Source organism: Candidatus Amarolinea aalborgensis (assembly GCF_900491745.1).
Taxonomy (GTDB): domain Bacteria; phylum Chloroflexota; class Anaerolineae; order SSC4; family Amarolineaceae; genus Amarolinea; species Amarolinea aalborgensis.
This window is the reverse complement of sequence record NZ_UETR01000043.1, coordinates 1-26,592: the sequence shown is the minus strand read 5'-3', so window position 1 is coordinate 26,592 and position 26,592 is coordinate 1. Positions and strand designations below refer to the sequence as shown.

Annotated in this window: 21 protein-coding genes; 9 read left to right on the top strand and 12 right to left on the bottom strand. The window is 61.2% G+C overall.

Going from position 1 to position 26,592, the window contains the following annotated elements; translation table 11 throughout:
- Positions 1-114: 114 nt before the first annotated feature.
- The 4 genes from ACPQ6D_RS21690 to ACPQ6D_RS21675 form a co-directional block, all read right to left on the bottom strand.
- The gene (locus ACPQ6D_RS21690; RefSeq protein WP_423226441.1) at positions 115-1,110 is read right to left on the bottom strand and encodes a hypothetical protein; all 996 of its coding nucleotides are present in this window, start codon (positions 1,108-1,110) and stop codon (positions 115-117) included.
- Between the two features lie 78 nt (positions 1,111-1,188).
- Positions 1,189-2,256: a DnaJ domain-containing protein gene (locus ACPQ6D_RS21685; protein WP_423226440.1), complete on the bottom strand. Its 1,068-nt coding sequence runs from the start codon at positions 2,254-2,256 to the stop codon at positions 1,189-1,191.
- A gap of 243 nt (positions 2,257-2,499) precedes the next feature.
- Positions 2,500-2,769, bottom strand: a complete 270-nt coding sequence (locus tag ACPQ6D_RS21680; RefSeq protein ID WP_423226439.1) for a CopG family antitoxin — start codon at positions 2,767-2,769, stop codon at positions 2,500-2,502.
- Positions 2,756-3,040 (bottom strand): BrnT family toxin, encoded by a 285-nt coding sequence (locus ACPQ6D_RS21675; RefSeq protein ID WP_423226438.1) that lies wholly within the window; start codon positions 3,038-3,040, stop codon positions 2,756-2,758. The genes ACPQ6D_RS21680 and ACPQ6D_RS21675 overlap by 14 nt, the downstream gene beginning before the upstream one ends.
- 202 nt (positions 3,041-3,242) lie before the next feature.
- Here ACPQ6D_RS21675 and ACPQ6D_RS21670 point away from each other — a divergent pair, with 202 nt between their 5' ends.
- Positions 3,243-3,515 (top strand): glutaredoxin domain-containing protein, encoded by a 273-nt coding sequence (locus ACPQ6D_RS21670; RefSeq protein WP_423226437.1) that lies wholly within the window; start codon positions 3,243-3,245, stop codon positions 3,513-3,515.
- 57 nt (positions 3,516-3,572) lie between these two features.
- Here ACPQ6D_RS21670 and ACPQ6D_RS21665 read toward each other — a convergent pair whose 3' ends face one another.
- From ACPQ6D_RS21665 to ACPQ6D_RS21655, 3 genes are all read right to left on the bottom strand, one after another.
- Positions 3,573-4,544, bottom strand: a complete 972-nt coding sequence (locus ACPQ6D_RS21665; RefSeq protein ID WP_423226436.1) for a potassium channel beta subunit family protein — start codon at positions 4,542-4,544, stop codon at positions 3,573-3,575.
- Positions 4,545-4,601: 57 nt separating this feature from the next.
- On the bottom strand, positions 4,602-5,213 hold the full coding sequence (locus ACPQ6D_RS21660) for a Uma2 family endonuclease (RefSeq protein WP_423226435.1): 612 nt from the start codon (positions 5,211-5,213) through the stop codon (positions 4,602-4,604).
- A 69-nt stretch (positions 5,214-5,282) separates the two neighbouring features.
- Positions 5,283-5,783, bottom strand: coding sequence for an ankyrin repeat domain-containing protein (locus tag ACPQ6D_RS21655; protein ID WP_423226434.1), 501 nt, complete (start codon positions 5,781-5,783; stop codon positions 5,283-5,285).
- 286 nt (positions 5,784-6,069) lie between these two features.
- Here ACPQ6D_RS21655 and ACPQ6D_RS21650 point away from each other — a divergent pair, with 286 nt between their 5' ends.
- On the top strand, positions 6,070-7,026 hold the full coding sequence (locus tag ACPQ6D_RS21650) for an enoyl-CoA hydratase/isomerase family protein (RefSeq protein ID WP_423226433.1): 957 nt from the start codon (positions 6,070-6,072) through the stop codon (positions 7,024-7,026).
- 248 nt (positions 7,027-7,274) lie between these two features.
- On the opposite strand, the gene ACPQ6D_RS21645 is transcribed toward ACPQ6D_RS21650, so the two are convergent.
- From ACPQ6D_RS21645 to ACPQ6D_RS21625, 5 genes are all read right to left on the bottom strand, one after another.
- Positions 7,275-10,331 carry a fibronectin type III domain-containing protein gene (locus ACPQ6D_RS21645; protein WP_423226432.1) on the bottom strand — a complete coding sequence of 1,019 codons (3,057 nt, stop codon included), beginning with the start codon at positions 10,329-10,331 and terminating at the stop codon, positions 7,275-7,277.
- A gap of 152 nt (positions 10,332-10,483) precedes the next feature.
- Positions 10,484-10,903, bottom strand: coding sequence for a hypothetical protein (locus ACPQ6D_RS21640; RefSeq protein WP_423226431.1), 420 nt, complete (start codon positions 10,901-10,903; stop codon positions 10,484-10,486).
- Positions 10,904-10,920: 17 nt separating this feature from the next.
- Positions 10,921-11,358, bottom strand: a complete 438-nt coding sequence (locus tag ACPQ6D_RS21635) for a hypothetical protein (RefSeq protein WP_423226430.1) — start codon at positions 11,356-11,358, stop codon at positions 10,921-10,923.
- Between the two features lie 140 nt (positions 11,359-11,498).
- Positions 11,499-11,981: a hypothetical protein gene (locus ACPQ6D_RS21630; protein WP_423226429.1), complete on the bottom strand. Its 483-nt coding sequence runs from the start codon at positions 11,979-11,981 to the stop codon at positions 11,499-11,501.
- Complete coding sequence (locus tag ACPQ6D_RS21625; RefSeq protein ID WP_423226428.1) at positions 11,978-13,087, bottom strand: AAA family ATPase; 1,110 nt, start codon at positions 13,085-13,087, stop codon at positions 11,978-11,980. Before ACPQ6D_RS21625 ends, ACPQ6D_RS21630 begins: the two co-directional genes overlap by 4 nt.
- A 334-nt stretch (positions 13,088-13,421) precedes the next feature.
- Here ACPQ6D_RS21625 and ACPQ6D_RS21620 point away from each other — a divergent pair, with 334 nt between their 5' ends.
- The 7 genes from ACPQ6D_RS21620 to ACPQ6D_RS21590 form a co-directional block, all read left to right on the top strand.
- Positions 13,422-14,009 (top strand): hypothetical protein, encoded by a 588-nt coding sequence (locus tag ACPQ6D_RS21620; RefSeq protein WP_423226427.1) that lies wholly within the window; start codon positions 13,422-13,424, stop codon positions 14,007-14,009.
- 14 nt (positions 14,010-14,023) lie between these two features.
- Positions 14,024-17,614, top strand: coding sequence for a beta strand repeat-containing protein (locus ACPQ6D_RS21615; protein WP_423226426.1), 3,591 nt, complete (start codon positions 14,024-14,026; stop codon positions 17,612-17,614).
- A gap of 206 nt (positions 17,615-17,820) precedes the next feature.
- The gene (locus ACPQ6D_RS21610; protein WP_423226425.1) at positions 17,821-19,143 is read left to right on the top strand and encodes an MFS transporter; all 1,323 of its coding nucleotides are present in this window, start codon (positions 17,821-17,823) and stop codon (positions 19,141-19,143) included.
- Between the two features lie 5 nt (positions 19,144-19,148).
- The gene (locus ACPQ6D_RS21605; RefSeq protein WP_423226424.1) at positions 19,149-24,044 is read left to right on the top strand and encodes an ArnT family glycosyltransferase; all 4,896 of its coding nucleotides are present in this window, start codon (positions 19,149-19,151) and stop codon (positions 24,042-24,044) included.
- A 95-nt stretch (positions 24,045-24,139) separates the two neighbouring features.
- Entirely contained in the window at positions 24,140-24,898 is a 759-nt protein-coding gene (locus ACPQ6D_RS21600; protein WP_423226423.1) for a glycosyltransferase family 2 protein, read from the top strand.
- 36 nt (positions 24,899-24,934) lie between these two features.
- Entirely contained in the window at positions 24,935-25,690 is a 756-nt protein-coding gene (locus ACPQ6D_RS21595) for a class I SAM-dependent methyltransferase (protein WP_423226422.1), read from the top strand.
- A partial coding sequence (locus tag ACPQ6D_RS21590) for a lysylphosphatidylglycerol synthase transmembrane domain-containing protein (RefSeq protein WP_423226421.1) occupies positions 25,687-26,592 on the top strand: 906 nt, incomplete at its 3' end. The genes ACPQ6D_RS21595 and ACPQ6D_RS21590, both read left to right, overlap by 4 nt.

The window sequence follows — 26,592 nt, the reverse complement described above, 5'->3', positions numbered from 1 at the left end:
CGGCCTCACGTGGTAGGTCACGCCTCCGGCGTGACAACGCTCTCTGCGACGAATCACGCTCTCTTGCGTCCAGCGCCGTCCCCTTCCCGAACAAGTTCGGGACTCCCGGACCGCCTAGAACAGCCGGCCGTCCGGCGGCGCGCGGTGATGAGCGGTTGGTAGAACACCCGCGACGACCGCCAGGGTGGGCGGGCGTGTCGCGGCGTAAGGCGTCAGCGCGTTGGCCGCGGCCGCCGTCGCGGCTGGGTCATAACCGGCGTTTTGCATGTCCTGCGCACCCGTGTCGAGATCGTCGAACGTGCCTTCGCACAGGCCGATGGCCAAAGCGATCGTTTCGCACACCGCGGCTTCGTCGTCCAGCAGCAGCAGGCGCTCGCCGAGCAGCGCGCGCCAGCGCGCCTGCACCTCGGCGCTGCCGCCGTGCGACGTGTTGGTGGGAATGATGTGGAAGTATTCGTAGCGTTTTTGCACCTCGGCGACGAGGGCTTCCGTTGAGATGCGCAGCGCCAGGCTGTCGCCGATCAGCTGCTTAACCTGGCTGCGCCGCACCGCGGGATACGGCTTCTCGTCGCCGATGGTGAAGAGATACCCCTTATGGCCGCGGCGGTCGAAGCAATCAATGGCTGTGTGACGGGCTATGAAGTAAAGCCCCAGCTCATAGGTTTCATGCACCTGGCCGCCGCCGCCGCCTTCCAGGTAGATTTTGCCCAGGTCGTCATCCATCTCCAGGCCGGACTCGAATTGCCCAATCTGCAATGGGATCCGGTCGCAGTTGGCGTCGCCGATCGCGCCGAAGAGGATTTGCGGGTGGGCCACGTAGCCGCGCTGCACCAGCACGCGCATCAGCTGGCCGAGCTTGGTCTGCAGCACGCGCGGCACGGCGCCCATCGAACCGGTCACATCGAAGAGAACGGCGATGGCGACCGAATCAGGATGCTGATCGCTGTCACGACTCTCGCGCATCTTGCCCAGGGGGTTCATTTGCTCATGCACTTGCACAACGCCCGTGGCTCGCACCTGCTGGTCATAGGTGAAGGCGGTCTGTTGTGTCTGCTGCCGATAGCTTTGCCGCGACTGGTAAGCCGCGTCACTCCAATTTGAGTATCCCATGAGGTTTTCCTTTCTGATCCATGCTCAATCTGGCGTAGCTCTGTTCGTTGACCCGTGAGGGCAAACTGCCAGTTTACCCTACGACGGCATGTGAAACGGTCGAAACGTGCGCGGCCCGTAGAGCCGCTGCAGGATGTCCTGGAAATCGTCCAGTAATTCCCAGGCGTCATTGATTCGGCGGCGGGGTGAGGGGATGAGGCACGCACGCAGCAGCGCCCGCATGGCCGGCGGGACGCCAACCGGCAAATCATCGGGATCGTTCTGGCCGCCCAACAGGTGAAGCAGGCTGCGCGCAGCCATGAACAGGTCGGTGGCGGGGGTGGCTGGCTGCCTGGCGTGTACTTCTGGTGCATAGTCGGCGGCGTAGGGCGGGCTGATCGCTTTGATCGTCTCGCCAATCGGCGCGCTGTAGCACCAATCGAGCAGGAGGCCGTTGTGATCGGCAGGGCGTACCAGTACATGCGCCAGCGTCACAGCGCCGTGCACCAGGCCCAGGCCATGCACGACTCCCAGGGCAGCCAGCACCCGATTGAACATCCAGGCGGCGTCGGCCAGCGGGAGGCCGCCCGCAAAAGCCTTGTGCACAGCGGCGAGGGTGACGCAGCCGGTCTCCTGGCGCAGAACGTTGACATGGTGCAGATGACCATCCGCCCCGCACAGCAGGAAATGCTCGATCAACGTGGGGAAGTGCGCGGCCAGGGGCTGGCCGTCCAACGCGCGCGCCAACTGTGCCAGCGTCGCGGCTTCGGTTTGCAGCAGGTCATGGTTGTGCGCGCGCCGCGCCACTTTGAGCAGCACCGGCGCGCCGTCAGCCGTGACCGGATATAGATCGCACAGATCGCCAACGATCGGCGGCTCAACCCCGCGGTACGCATGCTGACGACCGGCAACCGCGATGATGGGCGCGGCGGGGTCAGCGGACGCCGCAACCTGCTTCGCCGCTTCGTACCAGTCCTGCAGCCGCTTGAACGCCTCGTTGGCGGCTACGACGTCATTCGGGTGATGATCGGGGTGAGCCTGACCGGCAAGGGCGCGGTAGCGTCGCTTCAACGCCTGCGCCGAGGTCAAATGCGCGGCGCCAAAGACATCCTGAACACGGGTGGCCGCGCGCAACTGCTGCAACAACTCGGACAACGCCTGGTTCATAGTGGTTCCTCTATCCGATTAGTGTCAAACGCACACTATCATTATAGTGTAAAAAATACACTAAGTCAAATTTCGATATAAAGGATTCGTGGCACACTGGCGAGGATTCGATTGGCGGCGCGGCTCAGTACCGAGGTTGTCGGATGCTCAGCCTCCAGGAAGCCTATTCGGGAAAGCGTTCGTGATGGAGTATGTGGGGAGTTTCAGTGAAAATCGGGGCAGTAGAGTGGCTGGCAAGCGATCTCATGCCACCTGTTGTAAGTGTTCGTTCAACCAAAGGTTGACCAATGTCTCGGCTGTGAGACCTTGCCGGCGTGCGGCCGCCATCAAACGATTGGCCAGACCCCATTCCAGCGGTATCAGGAAAACACGACGCTGCAGATCGACATCGAAATGCACTGCCTCAGTTTGATCCCAATAGTCGGTCAGGCTGTGCATATCCCAGAACTCGGCGGCAGCTTCCAGGCTCTCGAATTCTTCAGGGATTAGATCCATCGTCTTATTTGCGTCCATATTGTTTTCGTTCTCCCGAGTCCATGTCACGGGCACTGATGACCAGGGCCATGCCGTTTGACTTTCGAATGAAATAGACGATCAAATAGCGACCCGACCCGGTTCGTCCCATTGCTGAGTACATATCTTCGCCGTGCATCTTACCTCGCTGAATGCGTCGAAATTGAGGTCGGCTTGCAAACAACTCTTCGACTTTGGTCGATTCAATGCCATGCTTACTCGCTAGTTTCTCGACGATATCGGGAAGCCACAGGATGTCAATGATTTGCACGGCTGTCTCACCTTGTGCATGGACTTGCTCACGTCAGATTATACCCGATTATTCATCGCGTGTCCATCAATGCAATGGGGGCGAAATGTGACTCACAACTTGACCAGTTCTGATCCGGGCCGCGAGGTTGTGACGAATGGGCGGCGCAGGCCTGTCTAACGCTTATCTTTGTGGTACAATAGATCGGCGAGGGGAGAACTCAATGGAAAACGAAGCGCTGGCGCAGCAGATTGTGTTTTATGGGACATCGTGGTGCGGCGATTGCTGGCGAGCGTCGCAGGTTTTCAAGCGCCTGAACGTGCCTTATCATTATGTGGATATCGAGCACGATGAGGACGCTGCGGAACTGGTACAGCGTCTCAATCGAGGCTATCGCAGCGTGCCCACGATCGTGTTTCCTGACGGCGAGGTGCTGGTGGAGCCGCCGAATGTCCAACTCATTCGCAAGTTGGGCCAGATGATCAGTGATAACTAAGCCAAGCGAGGGAAAAATAGACTTCCGAAGTCTCGAAGACTTCGGAAGTCTGATTTCTCAATCCTCTTCTGCGCCCGGTTTGTTCTGCAAAATGGCCTCGATCCTTGTCATCACCTCTACAGTCAACTTCGGCGCGACATCCAGCGCCATAATGTTTTCGTGCACTTGCTCTGGCCGACTGGCGCCGGTGATGACCGTGCTGACGTTGGGGTTCTTCAAGCACCAGGCCAGGGCCATCTGCGCCAGGCTGCAGCCAAGTTCCGCAGCCAACGGCTGTAACTGCCTGACCTTATCCAAACGCGCGGGCGTGATCACGTGGCTCTGAATCCATTCGTAGCCCTTGAGCGCGGCTCGGCTGTCGTCAGGAATGCCCTGATTGTACTTGCCGCTGAGCAGACCGGATGCCAACGGACTCCAAATCGTCGTACCCAAACCGATTTCGCTGTAGAGGCGCGCGTATTCCTTCTCGAAACGGTCGCGTACGAACATATTGTACTGCGGCTGTTCCATTTGCGGCGGGGAGCCATTGATCTGGCGCGCAACGCCATACGCGGCCATGATACGCTCGGCTGGCCATTCGCTCGTGCCCCAGTAGAGGATTTTGCCCTGGTGCACCAGGTCGTCTAGCGCGCGCACCGTCTCCTCCACCGGTGTGTTGAAATCGGGCCGGTGGCAGAAAAAGAGGTCGAGATAGTCCAGCCCCAGGCGCTTGAGGGAATTGTGGCAGCCCTCGATGATGTGCTTGCGGCTGAGCCCCCGGTCATTCGGCCCATCGCCGCCCCAGAAGACCTTACTGGAGATCACCAGGTCCTCGCGGCGCATGCCCTTGATGACCTGCCCCATGACAGTCTCGGCCTGGCCCTGGGCGTAGGCTTCGGCGTTGTCGAAGAAGTTGACGCCATGTTCGAGAGCTGCGTGCATACACGCCCGCGCGGCCTCAACGCCCACCTGGCCGCCGTACGTTACCCACGCGCCCAGGGAGAGCGCAGAGACCTTCAGACCAGAACTACCCAATCTACGGTATTCCATGTATTGATTCTTTCTCTTAACGTGATTTCAATTGCCAATGCCTGGTGATAGCTAACCTCATTCAGTACTGGCCCCAACTACCAAGTCAGACGCCGCGGCCGCCATCTCAACCTGCTCGTAGACATCCGCCAGGGCGACGCGGCAGCCCACCGATGACAGGTTGATGACATCCTGTGCCTCCCTCAGTTCGGTGAGCAGCCAGCGATCATCCGGCTGACGGACGTAATGCTCGACGCGGCATGCATCCTGTGCGATCAGCACGTATTCGACCAATGAGCGCAGCCGGCGATAGGGCTCGAAGTTCTTACCGCGGTCATAGGCTTCAGTCGCCGGCGATAGGACCTCACAGAGTACAGTTGGATTCAGCAAGATGTCATGCTGCTTGTCATCGAAGCGGGCCGCGCCACACACAATGGTCAGATCGGGGTAGGTATAAAGGCCCGTCGCACTCACCTTGAGGCGCATGTCGCTGGGATAGACTTTGCAGCCACGGGCGCGCAACTGCGGGCGCAAGCTTGCAATGAGGTTCGTTACGATCAGGTTATGGGCTTCACTGGCGCCGGCCATCGCAAAGACCTCGCCGGCGAAATACTCACTTTTGACTGCGGCGGTTCGTTCGTGTTCCAGGTAGGTTTCTGGCGTCCAACGGAGCTTGGGCAAAGCCGTCATACCATCCTCCATCTATTTGTTCGCATGCAGTCTGCAACACCTGCGCAAGAACTTCGAGTTGTCGTTGATCTAGGCGCCCTGCGCGCGCAGCCGATTTTCGATCAGAGCAGCGATCTCGCGCCGGCCCCGCGCCTTGGCCATCTCGAGTGCAGTCTGCCCCTGCTGCGAGCGCACGGCCAGATCCGCCCCGGCCTCGATCAGAATGCGCGCCACCTCGATATTATTCTGCCAGATCGCATCGTGCAGCGCGGTGTAGCCGTTGAAGGGGCCTTGCTGGTTGATGGCGATGCCATACTGCACCAGCAGGCGCGCTGCCTCCGTACGGCCGGCGTAAGCGGCTGCGTGCAAGGCCGTCGCCTTCATTCCCGGATCCACCACCGTGACATCCGCGCCGGCCTTCAACAGCAGCTCGACAATCTCTGTGTGTCCCAGGTAAGCGGCCTGAATCAGCGGCGGGTCGCCGTTGGCGTCCAGCTCGTTGACATCCGCGCCCTGGCTGATCAGCCGCGCCGCCGCCTTCGCATCGTTATGCTTGACTGCGCTCATCAGCGCCGCAGACGTGGTTTTCATGGGTCATCCCTCCGTGGTTTCGTTGGTCTGGCAGATTGTACACGGATTGGCGCGGCCTGGCAAGGCCTGGAGCGGGGCGTTGGGAACACGAAACATCAGAAGGCGCGGCCAACATCCCAAACAGGTTGACTTATGGGTCAACTCCGATTATCATGAAATTGTTTGTAGATGGCGCCTATACAAAAATGAGAGAGTGGGACGATCGTCTGAGCCTGACTGTTGACGATCCTGGCGGCTGTGGACAAGGGCGCGCTAACTGACATGTTCATGAGGCAATGACTGACCTATGCGACCTTTTATCGGTAAGTCTCCAAGCGATTTCGATTTCAAAGCGATCCTCTATAGTAAGCGCGATTACGTGGCGTGGGTGGCCTTCAACCGGCCGCAAGTCCTGAACGCCATCAATCTCGACGTCCTGCGCGAGCTGCAGATCGCGTTCAAGGATGCGCTGTGGGATGATGGCATCGCCGTGGTGGTGCTGACCGGCGTCGGTGAGCGGGCCTTTTGCACCGGCGCGGACCTGCAGGAACAGAAGCAGTTCCGCGAACGCCCACGCGACTACTACAAATGGATGCGCGAATTCATTACGACGCATGAATTGATGCGCAACCTGGGCAAGCCGATCGTGGCCCGACTGAACGGGATTGTCGTGGGCGGCGGCAACGAATTCAACCTGAGCTGTGACTTGGCGATTGCCGCAGACGATATTTACCTGCGCCAAGTCGGCACCAGCCGCGGCTCGGTGGCCCTGGCCGGCGCGACGCAGTTCTTGCCGCTGATGGTGGGTGAGCGTCGCGCACGTGAGATTCTGTTTCTCAACGAAGAAATTCCAGCGGCCAAGGCTCTGGAATGGGGCCTGGTGAATGAGGTCGCGCCGCGGGCGGAATTGGATAGCGCGGTTGAGCGGCTGTGCGCCAAACTGGTGAACAAGTTCCCCGAAAAGACGCGCTACACCAAGCAGCAGCTCAACTTCTGGCGCGATCTCTCCTGGCACCTGACCATCGGCCATGGCGCGGATTGGCTGGCGATTCACAACACCTCGCCGGAGACGATGGAAGGGGTCAGCGCGTTCGAGGAAAAGCGCCAGCCGGACTACGCCCAGTTGCGCGCGGCGTGGGCGGCTGACGCCGCGCCTGAGTTCTACTGGGGGCCGCCCCTGCGCACTTGCCAGGCGTGCGGCGCGGATCACATCCCGGCGCAGTTTACCTACTGCGGCGCTTGCGGCGCGGCTCTGGGGGCATAGAGCCGCCGACTGGGCACCTCCCTGTGGAGCTTTTGGCGACAGCCTGGCACCGGGGAGGGCGGCGCAAGATTACTGGATCCGCACATAATACAAAATACAAAGGCGCCGGTTAGACACAACCGGCGCCTTTGTGTACACATGAAAGGCTCTAGCGTTCGGCCTGGCCGTTCCGTGAATGCCGTTGATGGGGGCCGGGTTGTTTCAGCAAGCCCCTTTCTCCGGCAGTCAGCCAGTCAGGCTGCACCTGTTTAGCGAGTCGCACGCTGGCGCACGGCCATGCCCACAACGGCCAGCAGCGCAAGCGCGAGGATCAGCGGCAGCCACAGGTTGCTCGACCCTGCGCCGCTGTTCAGGCTGCTCAATTCGACGCCGGTCGGCGGAGTCGTTGGCGTCGGGGTAGCGGTCGGCGGCACGCTTGTCGCGGTCGGGGTGGCGGTCGGCGGCACGGCCGTCGCCGTCGGCGTCGCGGTCGGTTGCGCCGGCTGGCAGCTCTGCACTGTCACATCGTCAACGTCCCAACCGGTTGCGCTGACCGAGCTGTCTGAGCCGAGGCGCATGCGGAACTGCGCGGTCTGCCCGGCCAGGCTGCTGACATCGGCGATCGTGTTGATGTAGCTGGTCGTACCGCACCAGGCATTCAGTCCGGCCAACGGGTTGCTGAAGTTGCTGGAGACCAGGCCGCGGTAGGGGCCGGCGAGCAGGTTGGCGTTGGGCACCTGCGTCCAGGTCGCGCCGGCATCGGTGGAGGCTTCCAAGATGCCGCCGTCGAAGCAGGCGGTGGTGCCGCTCGGCTCCAGGTTCGGCACGTGCCAGAACTTCAGCACGACCGGGTTCTGACCCGTGGGCAGCGCCACGGCCGGGGAGACCAGCCGCTGGTCAGAGACCGTGGCCGGATCGAGGCCGCGGAAGTGCGACGTGCCGCTGTGCGGGTTGGTCGTGATGATTGCCCAGCTGTCCGTGCCCTGGGCCGCGCTGTGCGTCCAGCCGCTTTCGCCAGCCTCGAAGCCGTACTGGTACAGGATGTTGGGCGTGGTGCCCGCGGCGCAGTCGCCCGGCGCGCCCACGGTGGTGAAGCTGAAGACGGTGGAGTAGCTGCCGGCGCCACAGGCGTTGTTGGCCTTCACGCGCCAGTAGTACATCGTGTTGGTGTTCAACGAGGCGCCGCTCCACGTCGTGCCGGTCAGGCCGGTAGCCGAAGCCACGATGTTGCTGAAGCCGGCGTCGGTCGCGACCTGGATGTCATAGGTGGATGCGCCGGTCGCGGCGTTCCAGGTGAAGGTCGGTGTCGTTGGGACGTTGGTCGCGCCATTGGCCGGCGCGGTGAGGACCGGCACGCCGGGCGCAGCCGCCTGGACGGTGAGGCCAACTGCGGCCTGGTGCACATTGGGGCCGGCGGCCGTGCCGACGACATTGAAGTTGTAGCTGCCGGCGGCCGCGCCGCTGATGGTCATCGTGCTGGCGCCGGGCGGGGTGACCGGGTTGGTGCTGAAGCCGGCCGTGCCGGGGTTGCCGGAGGCGCTCAGGGTCACGGGGCTGTTGTAGCCGCTGACGCTGCCAATGGTCACGTTGTACTGCGCGTTGGCGCCGACGCAGATGTCCTGGGTGGCGGGCGTGGCGGCAATGGTGAAGTCAGCCGTGCCGCACTCGTTGAACTTGAACGCGCCGATGCGCAGGCGCCAGCCAATCGAGCTGGTGGTCGGCACGTACTCGTTGACATACCAGAAGGTGCAGTCGTCCACCGGGTCAACGTTCATCGAACTGTAGTCGCCCCAGCGGTTGCTGCCGGTTTGCGAGCCGGTGCCGTTGATGATCGAGGCTTCACCTTGCGGCATCGTGCCCAGCGCATCGGTGGACAGACGGCCGGTGTACTTCACGCTCGGATAGTTCGGCGCGGTGGCGTTGGACGTGCTGTAGCCGAGCGCCATGTTGCCGGCGCTGTCCATGGCAATCGAACCCATCCAGCGGAAAATGCCATCAGCAGAACCGGGGTTATAGGTGCCTTCCTGGTAGACCACGGGCGAGCTGTTGGGACTGCGAATTTCCCACCAACGGATACCGCTCATGCCGGTCGAGGCTTCGACCGATTGGTTGGTGACCAGCGACTGGTATGAGCCGAAGTTGCGGTAGGCCAGGCGGTGCAGAGGGCGCTGGCGGTAGCCGAGGTGGTCAATCCGGTTCGTCGTGCCTGGCTGCGGTATGCAGGCGCGGCCGCCGCCGCATAGGTCAAGGACTGTGTCGTAGGCCGCAATCGGGATCGTATTGGCCAGAACGAAGCTCGAGTTCGCCGGCGTGGTGAAGTCGGCCGTGAACTTCCACAGGGTCAAAGCGTCCTGGGGCGCGCCGTATGCGCCGCCGTTGTCCATCGAGCCCATGTAGTACTCAGGGCTACCTGCTGGCGGCAGGGTAAAGCCATCCAGGTCAGCGGGCAGCAGGCCGTCGCCGATGTTGTAGGCGGTGGCGCCGGGCGGCACCAGGAAGGAGATCACCTGGGCTGCCGGGTTGCCCGCGATCAACTGTGCGCGGTTGACAGCATACGCGCCGACGCCGACGAAGGTCGAGCCGCCTGCAAACTCACGGGTGCTGATGTACAGCGCATCCGACCAGAAACCGTACTTGGGATAGTCAGGGAAGTTGTTGCCCGTGCTGAAGGCCCAGCGATAGTAGCTACCGGTGGGGTCGGGCGTCTGCGAGACAGCCACACAGTTGTAATACGTCGGCCCAGCAGAGGTAAACTGCGACAGCATCCAGCGGTCCGAGAGCTGGTCGTAGAGCACGATGGGATCGCCAGCGTTATTGGTCTGGCAGTCGCCGCCGAAGCCGGCCCACAGCGTGTTGTTGAGCGCTGGACCAAAGACCGAGGCGCCAGACTTGTTGAAGATCTGGAACGACAGGTTGCTCATCGCGACGTAATGGTTGGGGCCAACGTCGCCGACCGGGTCGGGCGGGGAGACGCTAGAGGTATTGCTGGGGCCATCGAAGCTGACGCTCGGGGTAGGGATCAGCGCCGGACCATACGTGGTTTGCATGGCTGCGTCGGCGTCCTGCGGGCCGAATGCGCCTTCGAGGCCGGTGCCGCGCTCGGGGATTTCGAATGGCTTGCTCTCTGGCGCGACGACTGGGGTGATCTCGCGCAACGGTCGCGACACGTCGAACTTGACGGCGGTAGTGACGCCGCGGAAGATACCGGCCGGTGTATCAGCGCCCTGGGGAACGGGTGCAGCGCCAACCGGCGTGATCAGGGACGGGATCATGACAACGATCATGATCAACACCAGGGATGACGAGGCTAGGAAACGACGGCTCATTGCATGTCTCTCCTTCATGCTGTTGCCCAAGAAGGGCGGCGACGAGTAGAATGTAGAACTACCGAACGGAGACTCAAAACCTGGGGATGCAAAATTATAGCATCTGGGGCCGCTTATGGCAATTCAGCCCTGGCAGCGGGGTGTATCCATTTTCAATGATCCCATGTCTTCCACGCCTTGAGTCTCGTGGCATCCAGGTCGAAATGTTTGACAACGCTTCGCCCTGCATGTTCTTCACGGTACACGATGATAGATCCCTCGAACGCGTCAGGCACCATGAATCTTTTCGTCGCTTCTGCGACGGTTATCTCTCGCCGCAGGTGCACGTCTATGAGCACCAGGGCGGTGATGGGACCTTCAGAGTAGTCAAGCGTTAACCATTCCTGCACGACGAACAGGTTGGATGAGGGCGACCATAGATGGGCGCTGCCGAAGATGCGTGGATCAAAGAGGTAATCATCCACTGACAGCGAATAATAGGCCGGGCCAAAACGGATCTCGCCGCTAAAGGCAAAATGGGCTGTATGCTGCCTATCGGGCGATGGCGAAGTAATGTCGAAGGACGTGTTCATAGGATTATTTGAGCCGTTTACGGTCGCGAGATTCCCAGCGCGATCGCCAGCACGCCGACTACCACGCCCAGAAGGGTTTTTGTTAAGTCTGGCAGGGTGCTAACCACCTCTTCAGGTTTGTCGCTGAATCGGATCAGAGCCCAACACACGAAGGCAATTACCAAACCCAATACGTAAAGATAGGCCGCGCCGACCTGAAGCTGCTTTGCCAGGGCAGGCAAGGCGGCCACCCCGGCCGTATTGAGCTTATCGCTCTGTGCCACCGACAGGCCGAGGACGGCTCCGAGATTGGTGGCGAGCGTGCCGCCGATGATCGTGGTTGTTTGTGTCAGGAACGACGGCATAGCTTCTGGTCTGCGTTTGAGTGAGAAATACCCGGCGCTGATGATTCCGCCGATAAACAGAAGCGCGGCCAATACCACCAAAAACAGGGCAAGCGCCGTGACTGCATCCATAGACATCCTCCTATTTCGCAAACCAATGCCAGGCAGTATGCCCAACGCCGCAGCAGCACACACGCCTGTCACGATTCTACATCACAGCGAAAGAAAGATCAAGCTGTTTTCTTGGCAGGCAGTCCCGCGCGGAGTCTTTCCTAACTGAACAAAAACGGCTTCACGGATGAAACCAAACGATCTACTTCCGTTTCATTGTGCTTCAGAAGCTCATGACTCCATGCACGCCGTGTGTCATCGGCACAGTCTTGAAAGAGAGACTCCCCGATAGCCTCGAACGTCATGTTGAGATTGACTTTCAACTCTTCTGGTTCAGAGAGTACACCGAGAACGAATACTCTGCCGCGTAATTCCGGCGGAGTCACTGCCTTGACACGTTCCAGGCGTTCAGTCACCTGATGATCGAAATCCATCATTAGGACGATGTTCCTGTCAGGGTATTGTCGCATCGTGATGACATGAACACGCTCGAGATCATCTATAACCCTCGCCCAGCCCCCCGCGGGTGGTAAGATCTGCCAGGCGCGTCCAGCGATCTTGAGGAAGAAGCCAATGGCAATCTGACGGTTGGCATCGTCTTCCGGCAACACAAGTACATGCCGTTTATATCTATTCGCGCTCACAGCGTGATATCTCCGCGAATCAACGCGTTTACGAGATCACCTGCAAACGGAACATTGCTCAATACCCGGACTAGCGTCGGCTCTAAATGACTCTTGCGATTGAGCACAAACGTGTTTTCGTTGGAAAATGATCGGATTGCTTCAGCATTGTGAGATGCGACCCATACCTGGCCCCGGGCATGAAATGAGCGCCGTAGTGACATAAAAAAATACCCGATTTCCGACATGGACAAATAGTTGTCCGGCTCATCCCAGAAACAAAACAATGGTCCGTAGAAATCGTTGGCAGCCAGGACGACGGCGTAAAGAAAGAAACACTTCTCTCCATCGGAGAGGTTATCGAAGTAAACGTTCAGATTTGCTGTGTTCTGCTCGAATCGAATCATCATCCTCTTGGCGTCTGTGCCCACCGGTTCATTCAGAAAGTCCCTGAGATCAGGCATGACTTCTCGCAGATGTCTTTCGAGCTGCGTGTAGGCCGCAGGATAGCGACTCAACAGCCCTGTAAACCACTCAGCGAAGTTCGAGCCATCTCGATTAGGCTCCAGAGTCTCACCCTTGGATTCTCCGGTCATAAGGTTGGGGATTGGGGCCAAAATAATCATACGGGCAAGCCAGATCTTGAAGACGCTCAGCGGATCTGTAGCTGATTGCTCTTGGATAACTGGCAGAGCCACAAGATGCCAATCCACCAAAAACTTGGCTTCACCGTTTTGGGAACTGGTATGGAGAAGAACTTGCGCTGCTTGTCGAGAGTAAATGGGATGCCCATCAACCATCAGTTGCTCTTCAGCCACTTTTAGCTCTCTGAATCTGTTGGGCAATTCCAATGCAAGGACGTATTTGTACGAGCTTTTTTGGATGAACGCTTCTATTTCGAATCGGATGGGAACATCTACTCTCCCCTGGGCAAAATCCTTGGGTTGAACGAGTTTGCCAACTCGATTCGTGCCTCGGCCTATACTTTGAAGAATCTCCAGGGCAGCAGCGATCGTGGATTTACCCGTGCCGTTGTTGCCGATGAAAAGTACAGACGGCATCTCTTTCGTGGTCAACTCGAAGTTCTCCAGGCACCTGAAGTTGTGAACATAGAATCTTTGTAGCATAGCCAGACACTTCCTATTCTTCTTCTTCGGCGAGAAATCAAACTGAATGCGTTTTGGAAGAGGGCATCAAACCCGAACGCTGATCAGGTTTCCCGATACGCTGCTTGCGATTCTACTACAGGGAGGGATAAATATCAAGCGCGTATGGCGCCTGGGGCGCATTTCACATTGGGAGTACGTTTGCAAGAGCCGCTCGCTGAGCTTATCGAAATGACGCGGCCGGCGCCCTTCGACAAGCTTAGGACGCACCGTTCCCCTTAGACTGAAATACGCCCTTGAGCCGCTTTCGTCTTCTCGCCCATTTGGAGTAAAATCAGCCCAAAGGACGGCGCGCATGATCTCATTGGAACAAGAAATCAAAGCCTATTTTCGCAGCCACAATCTGGCCTTCGAGGACAACTGCAAGTCCTTCTCGCGCCTCGATTTTGCCTTTGGCAGTCGCCAGCAGGGCCGCCGCTTCTATTTCGATGCCAAAGAGAAACGCCAGGCGCTCAACATGCAGAACTGGCCGGTCTCTACCATCCCCGAGGAGCATCTCTTCATCTTGGATGACCTGGCGGCGCGCAAAGTGCTGGCCTACGCGCCGCAATCGGGCCTGGTGCTGCGCAACAACCTGCGCCAATCGTATCATCTGCTAACCGTGGTTGACCTGTTCTTGATGCCCAAGCAGCGCGTCAACCGCCCGATTGAGAACGAAGTCCAGGCCATGAAGGGCAAATGGCTGGTGGATCTGCGCAGCAGCTACACCAGCGCCAGCCTGGCTGATATCTTCTCGGCCATCAACGCCTATCTCGATCAGCAAGACGCTATATTTTTCAAGCAGCTGGCCTGTTACGGCCATTATGCGGGCGAAGTGATCCATGACCAGGGAATGAGGCGGCGTCCGGGGCACTGGGATATTGACATCAGCGCGACGCGCTAAGGGGGAGTGCGGCTGTGAATCACGCAGGGGCGACATCCTATTCAAAACAAAGGCTTTTTCTGATCAGCGCGCTGTTGGCCGGCACTCTGATACTCTTGGTCGCAGCCGCTACAGCGTCCGCGCGCAGCCGCGGCGCGGTCAACAGTCTGATGATCGTCAACACGCTCGATGACGGGGCCGACGCAGCGCCCAACGATTGTGTCTGCGCTACCAGCGATAATCTCTGTTCTCTGCGCGCCGCCCTGCAAACAGCCAATGCCTGCCCCGGCCCCGATGTGATCCACTTTGCGATTACCGGCACGATTGCCCCCTTCTACGCCTTGCCGCCCCTGGCGGACGCCACGGGCGGCACAACGATTGACGGCTATAGCGCGCCCGGCGCCAGTCCAAACACCGCCCCGCTGACCGCCGCCGTCAACACCACCCTGACGCTGGCGTTGGATGGACGCCAGCTCGCGTTCGACGGCCTCACCATCACCAGCAACGATAATGTGGTGCGCGGGTTGGCTATCTACGACTTCGACAGCAACATCGGCGCGCCCTACTACAACGCCATCGTCATCAGCGGCGGCCAGCGCAATGTGATCGCCGGCAATTTCCTGGGGCTGACGGCCGCTGGCAGCCAGGGTTCCAGCTTTCAACGCGCTGGCGTCAACATCCGCGCGCTCGCCAAGCAAAATACCATTGGCGGCGCAACCGCGGCTGATCGCAATGTCATCAGCGGGAATCGTTACGCCGGCGTGCGCATCGAAGGCAATCTGGCGTTGACCAACACGGTCCAGGGCAATCTGATCGGCCCGGCGCCCACGGGCACGACCGTGCTGACTGGCAGCCAGCAGTTGTACGGGGTGCTGCTCACGAACATCGCCTATGGCAACCAGGTGCTCGACAATGTGATCTCCGGCAACAGCGTGGCCGGTGTGGTCATCTCCGACAGTGCAGGCGACAACCAGGTGCAGGGGAATCTCATCGGGCCGGCGGCCAGCGGAGATGCCGTGCTGAGCGGCAGCATGCAGAATGACGGCGTGTGGATCAACACCAGCGCCAGCAACAACCTGGTGCAGGGAAACTTGATTAGCGGCAACCGGGCCAACGGCGTGCGCATCAGCGGCAGCAGCACCTTTGACAATGACGTGTGGGGCAACACCATCGGGCCGGCGCTGGCGGGCGGTGCACTGCCCGGCAGCCTACAAGCGGTGGGTGTGCGCCTCAGTGACGGCGCCACGACCAATCGTGTGGGCAACGGCGATGAGGCCAGCGCATCCAACCGTATCGCGTTCCAAACGCTGACCGCGGTGATCGTCGAAGGCAGCAGCAGCCGCTACAACCGTGTGCGCCGCAATGACCTGGCAGGCAACGGCCCTTCCGCGGCCGCGCCAGGAATTGACCTGGGCGGGGATGGAATCACGCCAGACGATGTTGGCGACGGCGATGCCGGGCCGAACGGCCTGCAAAACCGGCCGGTTATCAGCAACATCACGTCCATCATCAATCAGGTGCAAGTTGACCTCCTCGTGGATAGCAGCGCATCCAATGCACTCTACCCGCTGACCGTTGATTTCTACAAGGCCGAAACGGGCGCCGCGGCCGACCAGGTGGCCGCCGGGCAGACCTGGATCGGCAGCGCGCTCTACAGCACGCCGCAAACGGTCACGACGCAGCGATTCACGGCTGCAGTCATCCCTGGCAACGGCGATCTCTTGGTGGCGACGGCGACGGATGCGGCTGGCAACACCAGCGAATTCAGTCGGGCCGCGCCCGTCAGCCAAACCGCCCTGGGCGTCAATGACCTGGGCGATGCGCCTGACGCCGACCCGGGCGATTGCTTGTGCGCCGCGGCGCCTGGCGTCTGCACCTTGCGCGCAGCGCTGCAGACGGCCAACGCCTGCCCTGGGCCGCAGGCGATCGGTTTTGCGGTTGCCGGCACGATTGCGCCGCAAACCCCATTGCCTGCTTTGACCAACCCGGCCGGCATCTGGATTGACGGCACGTCAGCGCCGGGCGCACGCGCCAACAGCGCGCCGCTTTCCAGTCCCATCAACGCGCAGCTCGTGGTCACGCTGAACGGCAGCGGTCAAGTGCCTGAGGGGCTGCGGCTGAGCGCCGGCCGCAATCGCATCAACGGGCTGGCCATGATCGAATTTACCGGCCGTGCGCTTGCCATTCAGAGCAGCAACAATGTCGTCAGCGGCAACTTCATCGGCCTGGATACCAGCGGCGCCAGCGGCTCTTTCCATCAGCTCGTGGGAGTTGCGGTCGAGAACGGCGCCGCCAACAACCAGATTGGCGGCCGCCAGGCCGCCGACCGCAACCTGATCAGCGGCAACCTCAGCGCGGGCGTTGTCATCAGCGGCACAGGCAGCAGCTTCAATGCGGTGATTGGCAACAGCATTGGTCTCGATGCGACCGGCGCTGCCTTGCCGAATGCGGCAGAACAGCAGGTGGGCGTCTGGATTGGCGGCGGCGCGGCCAGCAACCGCATTGGCCTCGCCGCGCCGATGGAGGCCGGGTACGCGCAGACTGCCAGCAGCAACCTGATCAGCGGCAACCGCCAGGCTGGCATCTACCTCGGCGCCGGCGCAAGCCAAACCCAGGTGATGAACAACACGATTGGGCCGGCCGCCGACGGACAGAGCCTTGTTGTGGGGGGCGCGCAGACCGCTGGAGTCCTGATCGAAGATGCCCAAGCCAACGAGATTGGACGCCTGGGTCAGGCCAACCAGATCAGCGGCAATGACCTGGCCGGCGTGCGCATCAAGGGCAGCGCGGCCAGCCAGAATCGCATCCTGGCCAATCTGATCGGGCCGGGGACCAGCGCCACACAACCGCTGCCCGGCAGCCATCAGCAGAACGGCATCGTCATCGAAGAGGGCGCGCACGACAACCAGGTGGGAGACACCGCCAGCGCGCTCCTGTCGTGGCCGGGAAACATCGTCCGTTACAACAGTTACCAGGGCATTATCGTACGCGGCGCGACGACGCTCAACAACCGGCTGTCAGGCAACATCGTGATGAATGGGCCTGGCCCAGCCATTGACCTGGGCGGCGATGGCTTGACGCCGAATGACACAGGCGACCCGGATGAAGGGCCGAACCGGCTGCAAAACACGCCAGAGCTTCTCGACGCTGTCTATCCCGACGCGGGGCCTGGCGGGCCGGCCATCTTCAATCCCATCTCGATCACCTATCGCGTCGATTCCGCGCTCATCAACGCCTCCTACCCCATCACGATCGAGTTTTTCCGCGCGGACAGCATGGCCTCCGGGCAGGCGTTGAGTTACCTGGGCGCAACCTCCTACACGGCGCCGAACGCGCAATCCGCGGTCAGCGTGCTGATGTACCCGATTCAGCCAACGAACTTCTGGTGGCCCATCGTAGCGACAGCGACCGACGGACAAGGAAACACCAGCGAGCTTTCGCCTCCCATCTGCCCCGGCGCGCACCCCGATGTCAATCGTTCCGGTCGCGTCGACATCGTGGACATCATGCTGATTGCGCATCTGCTGGGGCGCACGCCGTCTGTGTACGATTCGAACTGCGATGGCGTGCTCGATGTGATTGACTTGCGCGCCGCCGCGGCCGCGTGGCAGCCTGGCGCGCCGTAGCGTGTCATCACCGCCAGGGCCGTCAGGGCTGAGCCGCCAAGAGGCAAACAAAGCTCAGGCACAATTGACCCATCTTCTGTCCCCGTGTAAAATAGGACATCCTGTTCGCTCAATTCGTGTCTCTACAAAGCCTGGCACGGCCGGGATCGCCCAGGGTATGCGACAACAGCGTGCATATCCACCACGCCTTCTGGAAGGAGCTGCCCGTGAACGACAAACGTGAGATTCGCGCCTGGTATTTTTACGACTGGGCCAATTCGGCCTTTTCGACCACCGTCGTCACCGTTTTTCTTGGCCCTTACCTGACCGCGATCACCAAAGCGGCCGCTGACGCCAACGGCTTTGTCCACCCACTCGGCATCAAAGTCGGCGCGGGTTCCTTCTTCCCCTACATGGTGTCGCTCTCTGTGTTGCTGCAGGTTGTTTTGCTGCCCGTTCTTGGCGCCATTGCCGACTACTCACACCTGAAGAAGCAAATGCTCACGCTTTTTGCCTACATCGGCGCCTTTGCCACGATGTGTATGTATTTTCTGCAAGGGAGCAATTATCTACTCGGCGGCCTTCTATTTCTCATCAGCAACCTGAGCTTCGGCGCCTCGATCGTCTTCTATAACGCCTTCTTACCCGAAATTGCCAGCGCGGATCGCCGCGATGCGGTGTCTGCCATGGGCTTTGCCATTGGTTACCTCGGCGGCGGCCTGCTCTTGGCGCTCAACCTGGTCTTGTTCTCGCGCGCCGAATCTTTCGGCCTGGATACTTCCATGGCCGTACGTATCAGCCTGGTGTCGGCCGGCGTGTGGTGGGCCATTTTCACCCTGATTCCAATCAGAATGCTCAAGGCGCGTGAGGCGCGACGCCAGTTGCCCGCGGGCGAACGTTACGCCACCATCGGCTTCAAGCAGCTCCGTTCGACCCTGAGCAAGCTCCCCACCTTCCCGCAGACGCTGCTTTTCTTGATTGCCTATCTGCTGTACAACGACGGCATCCAGACCGTGATTGCGCTCTCGTCGCAGTTTGGGCAGGAGGAACTCAAGCTCTCCATTTCAACCCTGACCGCGGTCATCTTGATGGTGCAGTTCATTGCCTTCTTCGGCGCGACGATCTTCGGTCGCATTTCCCAGTATGTGGGCACGAAGAACGCCATCTTTGGCAGTCTGATCATCTGGACAGGCGTGGTGATCTATACTTACGGCGTGCTGAAGGCCGGCGACACGATCGGATTCTTTGCCGTGGGCGCGGCCATTGCCGTGGTCCTTGGCGGCAGCCAGGCTCTCAGCCGCTCTCTTTTCTCACAAATGATTCCCCGCGGCCAAGAGGCCGAATACTTCAGCCTGTACGAGATCAGCGAACGCGGCACGAGTTGGCTGGGGCCGCTGCTGTTTGGACTCAGCCTGCAATTCACCGGCAGCTATCGCATCGCCATCCTCTCGTTGATCGTATTCTTCATCGCCGGCATGTTCGTCCTCACGCGCGTCAACGCCGCCCAAGCCATCCGTGAGGCGGGCAACGAGGTCCCGGCCCACATTTAAGCTATATGATCCAACTGCGATTTTGGAACCGTCGCGCCGGGGCGTTCAGCGCCCTGGCGCTGGCTTTACTTGCCCAAGCCCTGCTCAATCAGACCCCGCCGGGGACCAATCTGATCACGCTCTGGAGCGTCCACACGATCCACCTTGTGGCCTACGGCCTGCTGGCCCTGGCGATGCTCCTCTTTTGCGCGGCGGTCGCCCCCATGGAGGACGGCCGCGAGAGGCAGGAAGAGCCGACCGCGCGGCCGCGCGTCTCGCTGACGTTCAACCGGACGACGGTGTGCCTGGCCTTGGCTGTGCTCAGCTACCTGGTCAGCCTGGCGCTCTACCTCAGCGCCGGCGAGAGCGTTGCCGTGCGTGCGTTGTGGCTGGCCGGTCCGCTGCTGCTGCTGGTTGCGTACCTGCCGACCCGCTCAGGGGAGCAGCCGGCCGCTCCCCAGCCGCAGGACGCCTGGTGGGAATGGGCCTTGTTGGCGATCTTGACGGCCGCGGCCTTTGCCCTGCGCGCCTGGCAGTTGACCACCATTCCCGGCAACATTGACGGCGACATCACCGTGCTGGGCCGTGAGGCCAGCAAAATGATCGGCCAACCGACCTGGATCGGCGTTGGCTATTTTCAGTTTCCTCATTTTATGACCATGGTGGCGGCGTGGAGCATGCGCCTGTTTGGACAGAATCTGTACGGATTGCTGCTCGGTTCGGTGCTTGTCGGGACCGCCACCGTTCCCGCCGTCTACTGGCTGGGGCGCGAGCTGGCCGGTCGCCGCGTCGGTTTGCTGGCGGCCGCGCTGTTGACCATCAGTTACACCCACAACCACCTCAGCCGCATCGTGATTCCAACCGCCGCGCTGCTCATCGTCACCTTGCTGTTCGCCAGCCTGTGGCGCGGCCTGCGCACCCGACATGGCATCTGGTTCGCCGTGGCCGGCATCATGCTGGGCCTCAGCCCGCTGGTCTATTACGCGGCGCGTGTGGCGCCCGTGGTTCTGATTCTGCTCTGTCTCTGGTATCTGTTTACCGACCGCCGTCAGCTCACGGCCAACCTGCCTCACTGGGGAGCGCTGCTGCTCGGCGCTCTGTTGGCTTTTGGCCCCATGCTTATTTTCACCGGGCGCAATCTTGGCGCATTCATGGGCCGCGCCGCCGAAGTCACGATTGTCAACCCTGTGGTTTATGAACATTTGCTCGCCAAGTACGGCGTCGCCACCCTGCCCGCCCTGCTGGTGCAGCAAATCGAACGCACGCTGCTCACCTTTCATCTCTTCAGCGACACCAGCCCGCAGTTCGGATTCCCTGGCCCCATGCTTGACTGGCTGGCTGCCGCGCTGCTGACCTTGGGCCTCGGTCTGGCGCTGGCGCGGCTGCGCCAGCCGCGCTTCTTCCTGCTGGTGAGTTGGTTCGGCGTCAGCCTGGTTCTGGGCGGCGTTCTGACCAATGACCCGCCCAACTGGATTCACCTCAGCATCGTCTTGCCGGTCGTGGTGATCTTGGCCGCGCAGGCGGGCGACCATCTCTTGACGCTCCTGGCGCAGCCATTAGGCTACTATAGTCGTCTTGCCCTGGTCGGACTGCTGTTGGTCGTGCTGGGCGTGGTGGGCGCCAGCAACTGGCAGGCCTACGCCGCCTGGTCGGCCGACAGCATCGGCCCGCGCAGCAGCATCGCCCGTTTCGTCAGCCAACTCCCTGGCGACACCCAGGTTCTCATCGTTCAGGACCCCTATTCCTGGCAGGATAGCGAATTTCAGTTTCTCAACCGCGCCGTGAGCGGCCGCGACATCACCTTCGAGGAGATTCGCCAAGGGGCGCTGCCGCCGGCTGACAGGCCGTTGGCTTTTATCGTGCCGTATGAACAGCGCGACTTACTCTCAGTGTTGCAGACCGCGTATCCCAGCGGTGTCCTGCATGACCAGGTGGAGCATGGCTGGCAAACGTTCAGCGCCTACCTCGTGACGCCGCCAGGGGCTTCGGCGAGCTCTGTCGAGCCGTACGTCGCCGCGCCGCCCAGCGGCTTCGGCGGCGACAATCCCTGGCCGGGCCGATTGGCAGCCGCCAGTCTGGCGGCGCTCTGCCTGGTGCAAGCCCTGCGCGCCTGGCGCCGCCGCACACCGGCGGTCGCTGCGTCGCTCGCCGCGTCGCCGTTGGCTTTTGCCATGTCCCCGGCCCCGGCCATGCCCGTCGCCAGCCAGCTCGCTGACCAGCCCGACGCGCCTGCCGTCAGTGCGGCTGACCAGCCCGGCGCCGATCGGTCGGACGATCAGCCCGACAGGGAAACGCCCTCGCGTATGCCTGTGCTTTCGTGGCGCGCCCTGGCTGGCATCTTGCTGGCGCTGGGCCTGGCATACCTGGCGCAGGCCTTCTACGATGGTGCAGGCCTGGCGAAGTTGCTGTCCACGACCCTGGGCAGCAACCTTTCGATGGCCTGGTTCGAGCCGAATCGCCTGCGCATCGGCACGCTGCTTTACGTGCTGGCGATGGCCCTCTTTGGTTGGTTGGCGCCCGCGGCCTGGACGCGACCCGATGCCAGTAGCCGCCATCAGAAGAGCGCTGGCAGCCGCTGGCCGCGCATCGTCCGCAGCCTGCTCTTGCTCAGCGCGCTCGGCTGCGCGGCCTTCGGCCTGGCGCGCTTTGCCCAGCAGGGCGAAGATCGCTTGATCCAGGCGCTGTGGCTGCTGAGTATGCTGCTTTTCCTGGCCTCGCAGGCGCCCTGGCCCGCGCGTGTCGCCAGCGGCAACCGCCAAGCGCCGACTTCGGCGAGCTCAGTCGAACCGTCGAGTGACCGCGGGCAAGCGCTGCGCCGCCTCTGGCCGACCTGGACCGGCGGCCTCAGGCTGCTCATCCTGGCGGTCATTCTGAGCGCGGCCTTTTGGCTGCGCGTCAATCACCTGGAGACGATCCCGTACGATTTTCATGGCGACATGGCCTCGTATGGCATCCAGGCGCGTGAAATCATCCTGGGCAACCAACCGCACCTGTTCCAGGAAGGTTGGGCCAACATTCCCATGATCGGCTACCTGCCTACGGCCGCGTCCATGGCCCTGTTTGGCAACAATCTCTTTGGCCTGAATATGACCGCCGTGATCGCGGGCCTGCTCAGCCTGCTGGCCCTCTATCTCTTCTTGTGGCGTCTGTTTGATAGTCACCGCCTGGCGCTGTTAAGCGTCGCGGTCGCCGTGATCAACAGCCCCCTCATTCACTTTTCGCGCCTCGCCGCGTACATGGATCCCTGGCCGTTCAACCTATTTGCGCTTTTCTTGCTCGTGGACGGCCTGCGCGCGCGTCGCAACATCTCCTTTGCCCTGGCCGGGATTACCCTGGGCTTTGGCCTGCAGATGTACTACTCTGGTCGGGTCATCATCTTCGTCATCGCCGGCTTTCTCTTCTTCGCCCTTCTTTTCCGACGCGCCTGGATCAAGGACAACCTGGCTGGCTTGGGACTGCTGGCGCTGGGCCTGGTCATCAGCCTCGGTCCCAGCCTCATCTACTTCGCGCGCAACCAGGAAGCCTTTGTCGAGCGCAGCCGCGCGGTTTTTCTCTTCTATCCGGCGGTCATGAATCACCTGATGGGCAAATACAGCGTGAGCACGCCGTGGGCTGTCTTCCTGGAGCAGACGCGGCGCTCCCTGTTGATGTTCCATGTCAGCGTTGATACCAGCACGCAGTTTGGCTATTACCATCCGATGTTCAGCTCGCCGGTCTCGCCGTTGATCGCCCTCGGCTTTGGTTATGCCGTGCGGCGTTGGCGCAGCCCCGGCGCAGCCCTGGCGCTCATCTTCTATGTCCTCAACCTTTTCATCGGCAGCATCCTGACCGGCGACGCGCCGTTCTGGCCGCGTCTCGTCGGCATGATGTTTGCCGGCGCGTGGTTTGCCGGCCTGGCGCTCGATCGCCTGTGGGCTGTGTTCAGCCGACTGCGCCTACGCGGCGCGGCGGTGAACGCCGCGCCGCGGCCGGCCGCCCACCTGATCCTGGCCGGCCTGACCGTCATTTTCCTGACCGTCGTCGGCTGGCAAGATTGGCGCCTGTATGCCGAGACGGTCAAGAGCGCCGCGCGGCCGCAGACCGTCATCGGCCGTTACCTGCGCGATCTGCCGCCGACGGTTGCGGCCTGCGATTTTGCTGGCGAGTACGCGCTGCAAGTGCGTGAAACCGCGTTCCTGGCCTGGCCGCGGCCGTTGATTGACTTGCCCGGCGACGCGCCCAATGGCTTGATCGAAAGCTGTCCCGGCCCGCCTTTCGTTTGGATTATCTATCCGGACCAACCCGCGCGCCTGGACGCGCTGCGCGCACGCTGGCCGGACGGCGTTTTGGAAGACCACCACATTCCGAACGGCCAGGTGTTGTTCACCAGCTACCTGGTGAGCAGCGGCGAACCGACGCGCGGCACGCAGGTGCCGCCGGTTGTCACGCCGGAAATCGGCGCGCCCCCTGTCAGTACGGGCTATCACGCCTTCTATCCAGATGGCGCGCTGTTCGAGCCGGCGCAGACCTTCGTAGGGGACACCAGCGGCACGGTGTGGGAAATCAACGCTGGCCCCGTCACGGTGACAGGCGGCAAGCTGGTGCTGCACGTCGGGCCTTTGCCCGGCTATGATGGCGTCTATGACTATGCGCGCCTGGTCGCCGCCAACGGCCAGGAGATTCGGGTCGAAGCCGAAGATGCGGCCACCACGAGCGGCGACGTCTACGCGGCCACCGAAGGTCCCGACGGCCATTGGTGGAACCAGGCGTTCAATCCCTTCAGCGGCGGGCGCGGCCTCGTGGCGCAGAAGAATGAGATGGTGCCGGCGCTGACCACCACGATTGCCGCGCCGGATGGGGAGTACACCCTGTTCATTGGCTCATTCAAGGGCGATCCCAAGAACGGCATCTTTGCCCTGGGCTTGAAGGTGGTTGTTCCTTAACGCAAACTACGGCTTCTTTAGTGTTCACGCACCCTCGCATGTGCTTCTTGTGGTTGAATATGTGCTGCATTTGGAATAGCTGGCGCCCGTGTGTTATGATGGAGCCTCAAACAGATAACGAGGAGACGGCAAAAATCACCGTGAGCACCACACCCCATCAATTATCGGTCATCATCCCGGTGTACAATGAACGGGGAACCATCGAGGAAATCGTGCGCCGCGTGCAGGCCGCGCCGCTGGATGGCATCGAAAAGGAAATAGTCCTGGTGGATGATGGCTCCAGCGATGGGACGCGGGACATTCTGCGGGCCATGCAAGCCAGGCAGCTACCGAAGATGCAGATCATCTTTCACGATGCCAACCAGGGTAAGGGCGCGGCCATTCGCACCGGCCTGCGCTACGTCACCGGCGACCTGACGGTGATTCAGGATGCCGACTTGGAGTATGATCCACGTGAGTACGCGGTGCTGATCCAGCCTATTCTGGAAGGAAAAGCCGATGTGGTCTACGGATCCCGCTTCATGGGCTCACACCGGGTGTTCAACTTCTTACACATGGTGGGCAACAAGTTCTTGACCCTTGTCACCAATCTGCTCTACAACACGATCCTGAGCGATATGGAAACCTGTTACAAGATGTTTCGCACCGACGTCTTTCGGGGTATCCATCTGCGCGCCAACCGTTTCGATTTTGAGCCGGAAATTACAGCCAAGATCCTCAAACGGGGCTATCGCGTCTTCGAAGTGCCCATCTCCTACGCCGGCCGCGATGTGGACGAAGGCAAGAAGATCAGCGCCTGGCGCGATGGTTTGCCGGCCTTGTGGGCCTTGATCAAGTACCGATTCGTCGAGTAATCATAACGCAGCTGTTTTGACTGAAGAGAGGATGCCGTGGAGACCGCCCTGGACAATCAACTGCTCGTGGAGATGGATGATCCGATTGGCCGCGAAACGCTGCGCCGCATGGCCAGCGTTGATCGCTACAATCGCTGGATCTATGAAGAAATTGCGCCGCACGCAGGCCGCCGCCTACTCGAAGTAGGCTGCGGCATTGGCAACATGACGAGCTACTTTTTGGGCTTGGACGAGGTCGTCGGCCTGGATCGCCTGCCAAGCTCGGTGCGCTTTGTACGCGCCGAGTTTGCTCATCGGCCCAACGTGCATATCTACGAGGGGGACATCACCACGCGAGCTACCGTAGCCGAACTCAAACCGCATCGCCTTGACACCGTCATGTGCCTGAACGTCCTGGAGCATATCGAGGAGCACCAGGTGGCGCTGCATCACATGGCCGAACTGCTGGAGCCAGGCGGGCGTTTGTTGCTCTTTGTGCCGGCCGGCAGCTACATGGCCGGTACACTGGATACGGCCCTGGGACACTTTCGCCGCTATGACCGGGATCAACTGCGCAAGTTGGTGACGGCAACGGGCCTCCAGATCATTCGCCTGGGCTATCTCAACATCGCCGGCATTCCTGGTTGGTGGCTCAACAGCCGCGTGCTCAAGCGTGACCTGTTGCCCCACGACCAGTTGAAGCTGTTCAACCTGCTGGCCCCAGCCTTCATCGCCGGCGAACGTTGGCTGCGCCGCATGTGGGATATCCCGCTGGGCCAATCTCTGCTGTGCATTGCGCAAAAGCAGCCATGACGAATGACGCTGCGCGCGCAGGACGCATGCGCAGACTGGCGAGCGGTCTGCTCAAAGTAGCGATCAGCGTTGGCTTGATGGCCCTTTTGCTGCGCGTCATCCATTGGCGTGAGATCACCGCTGTCCTTGCCCACATCAAGATAGGCTGGTTTGCCCTGGCCCTGCTCTTGTTTCAACTAGGCGTGGTGGTGCGCGCATACCGCTGGCAGATCTTGCTGCGGGCCGGCGGCGTCAGCGCGCCGCTCGGCGTGTTGGCGCGCTGGTATTTCATCGGCAGCCTCTTCAACACCATTTTGCCCACCGGCTTTGGCGGCGATGTGGTCAAGACTGTGGCCCTGGGCCGCGGCTCGGCGCGGCCAGGCGTGGTGCTCGGTTCTGTCCTCCTCGACCGTTTCAGCGGCATCGCGATGCTGATGCTGCCGGGAGTCGTCGCGCTGACCCTCGCGCCTGGCGCCGTCAACCCAACTGTCCGCTGGCTGCTGTGGGCGCTCTTCGGCGGCTGCGCGCTGGTGGTGCTGCTGATGGCCCGACGGTCATGGGCGCTGGCTTTCCAGCGTCGCATTCCGTTTGTCGCACGGTTCAAGGCCGGTCAATGGCTGCTCGACGCCATCCCCACCTACGGCCTGCGCCCGCTGCTCGCTTCGTTTGGCGTTTCACTCCTGTTCAATACCCTGCTCATCGTGATCAACCTGTTTCTGGGGCTGGCGGTGGGGGTGGTAATTCCCTGGACCTATTACCTGCTCTTTGTGCCGTTGATTTCCATCTCGCTCGTTCTGCCCTCCTTCGGCGGCCTGGGTGTGCGCGAGTTGAGCTATGTGGCCTTGTTTACGCAGGTTGGCGTGGCCGCCGCCACCGCCACGGCCATGGGCCTCCTTTTTTACGCCGTGACGATCGGCGCCGCG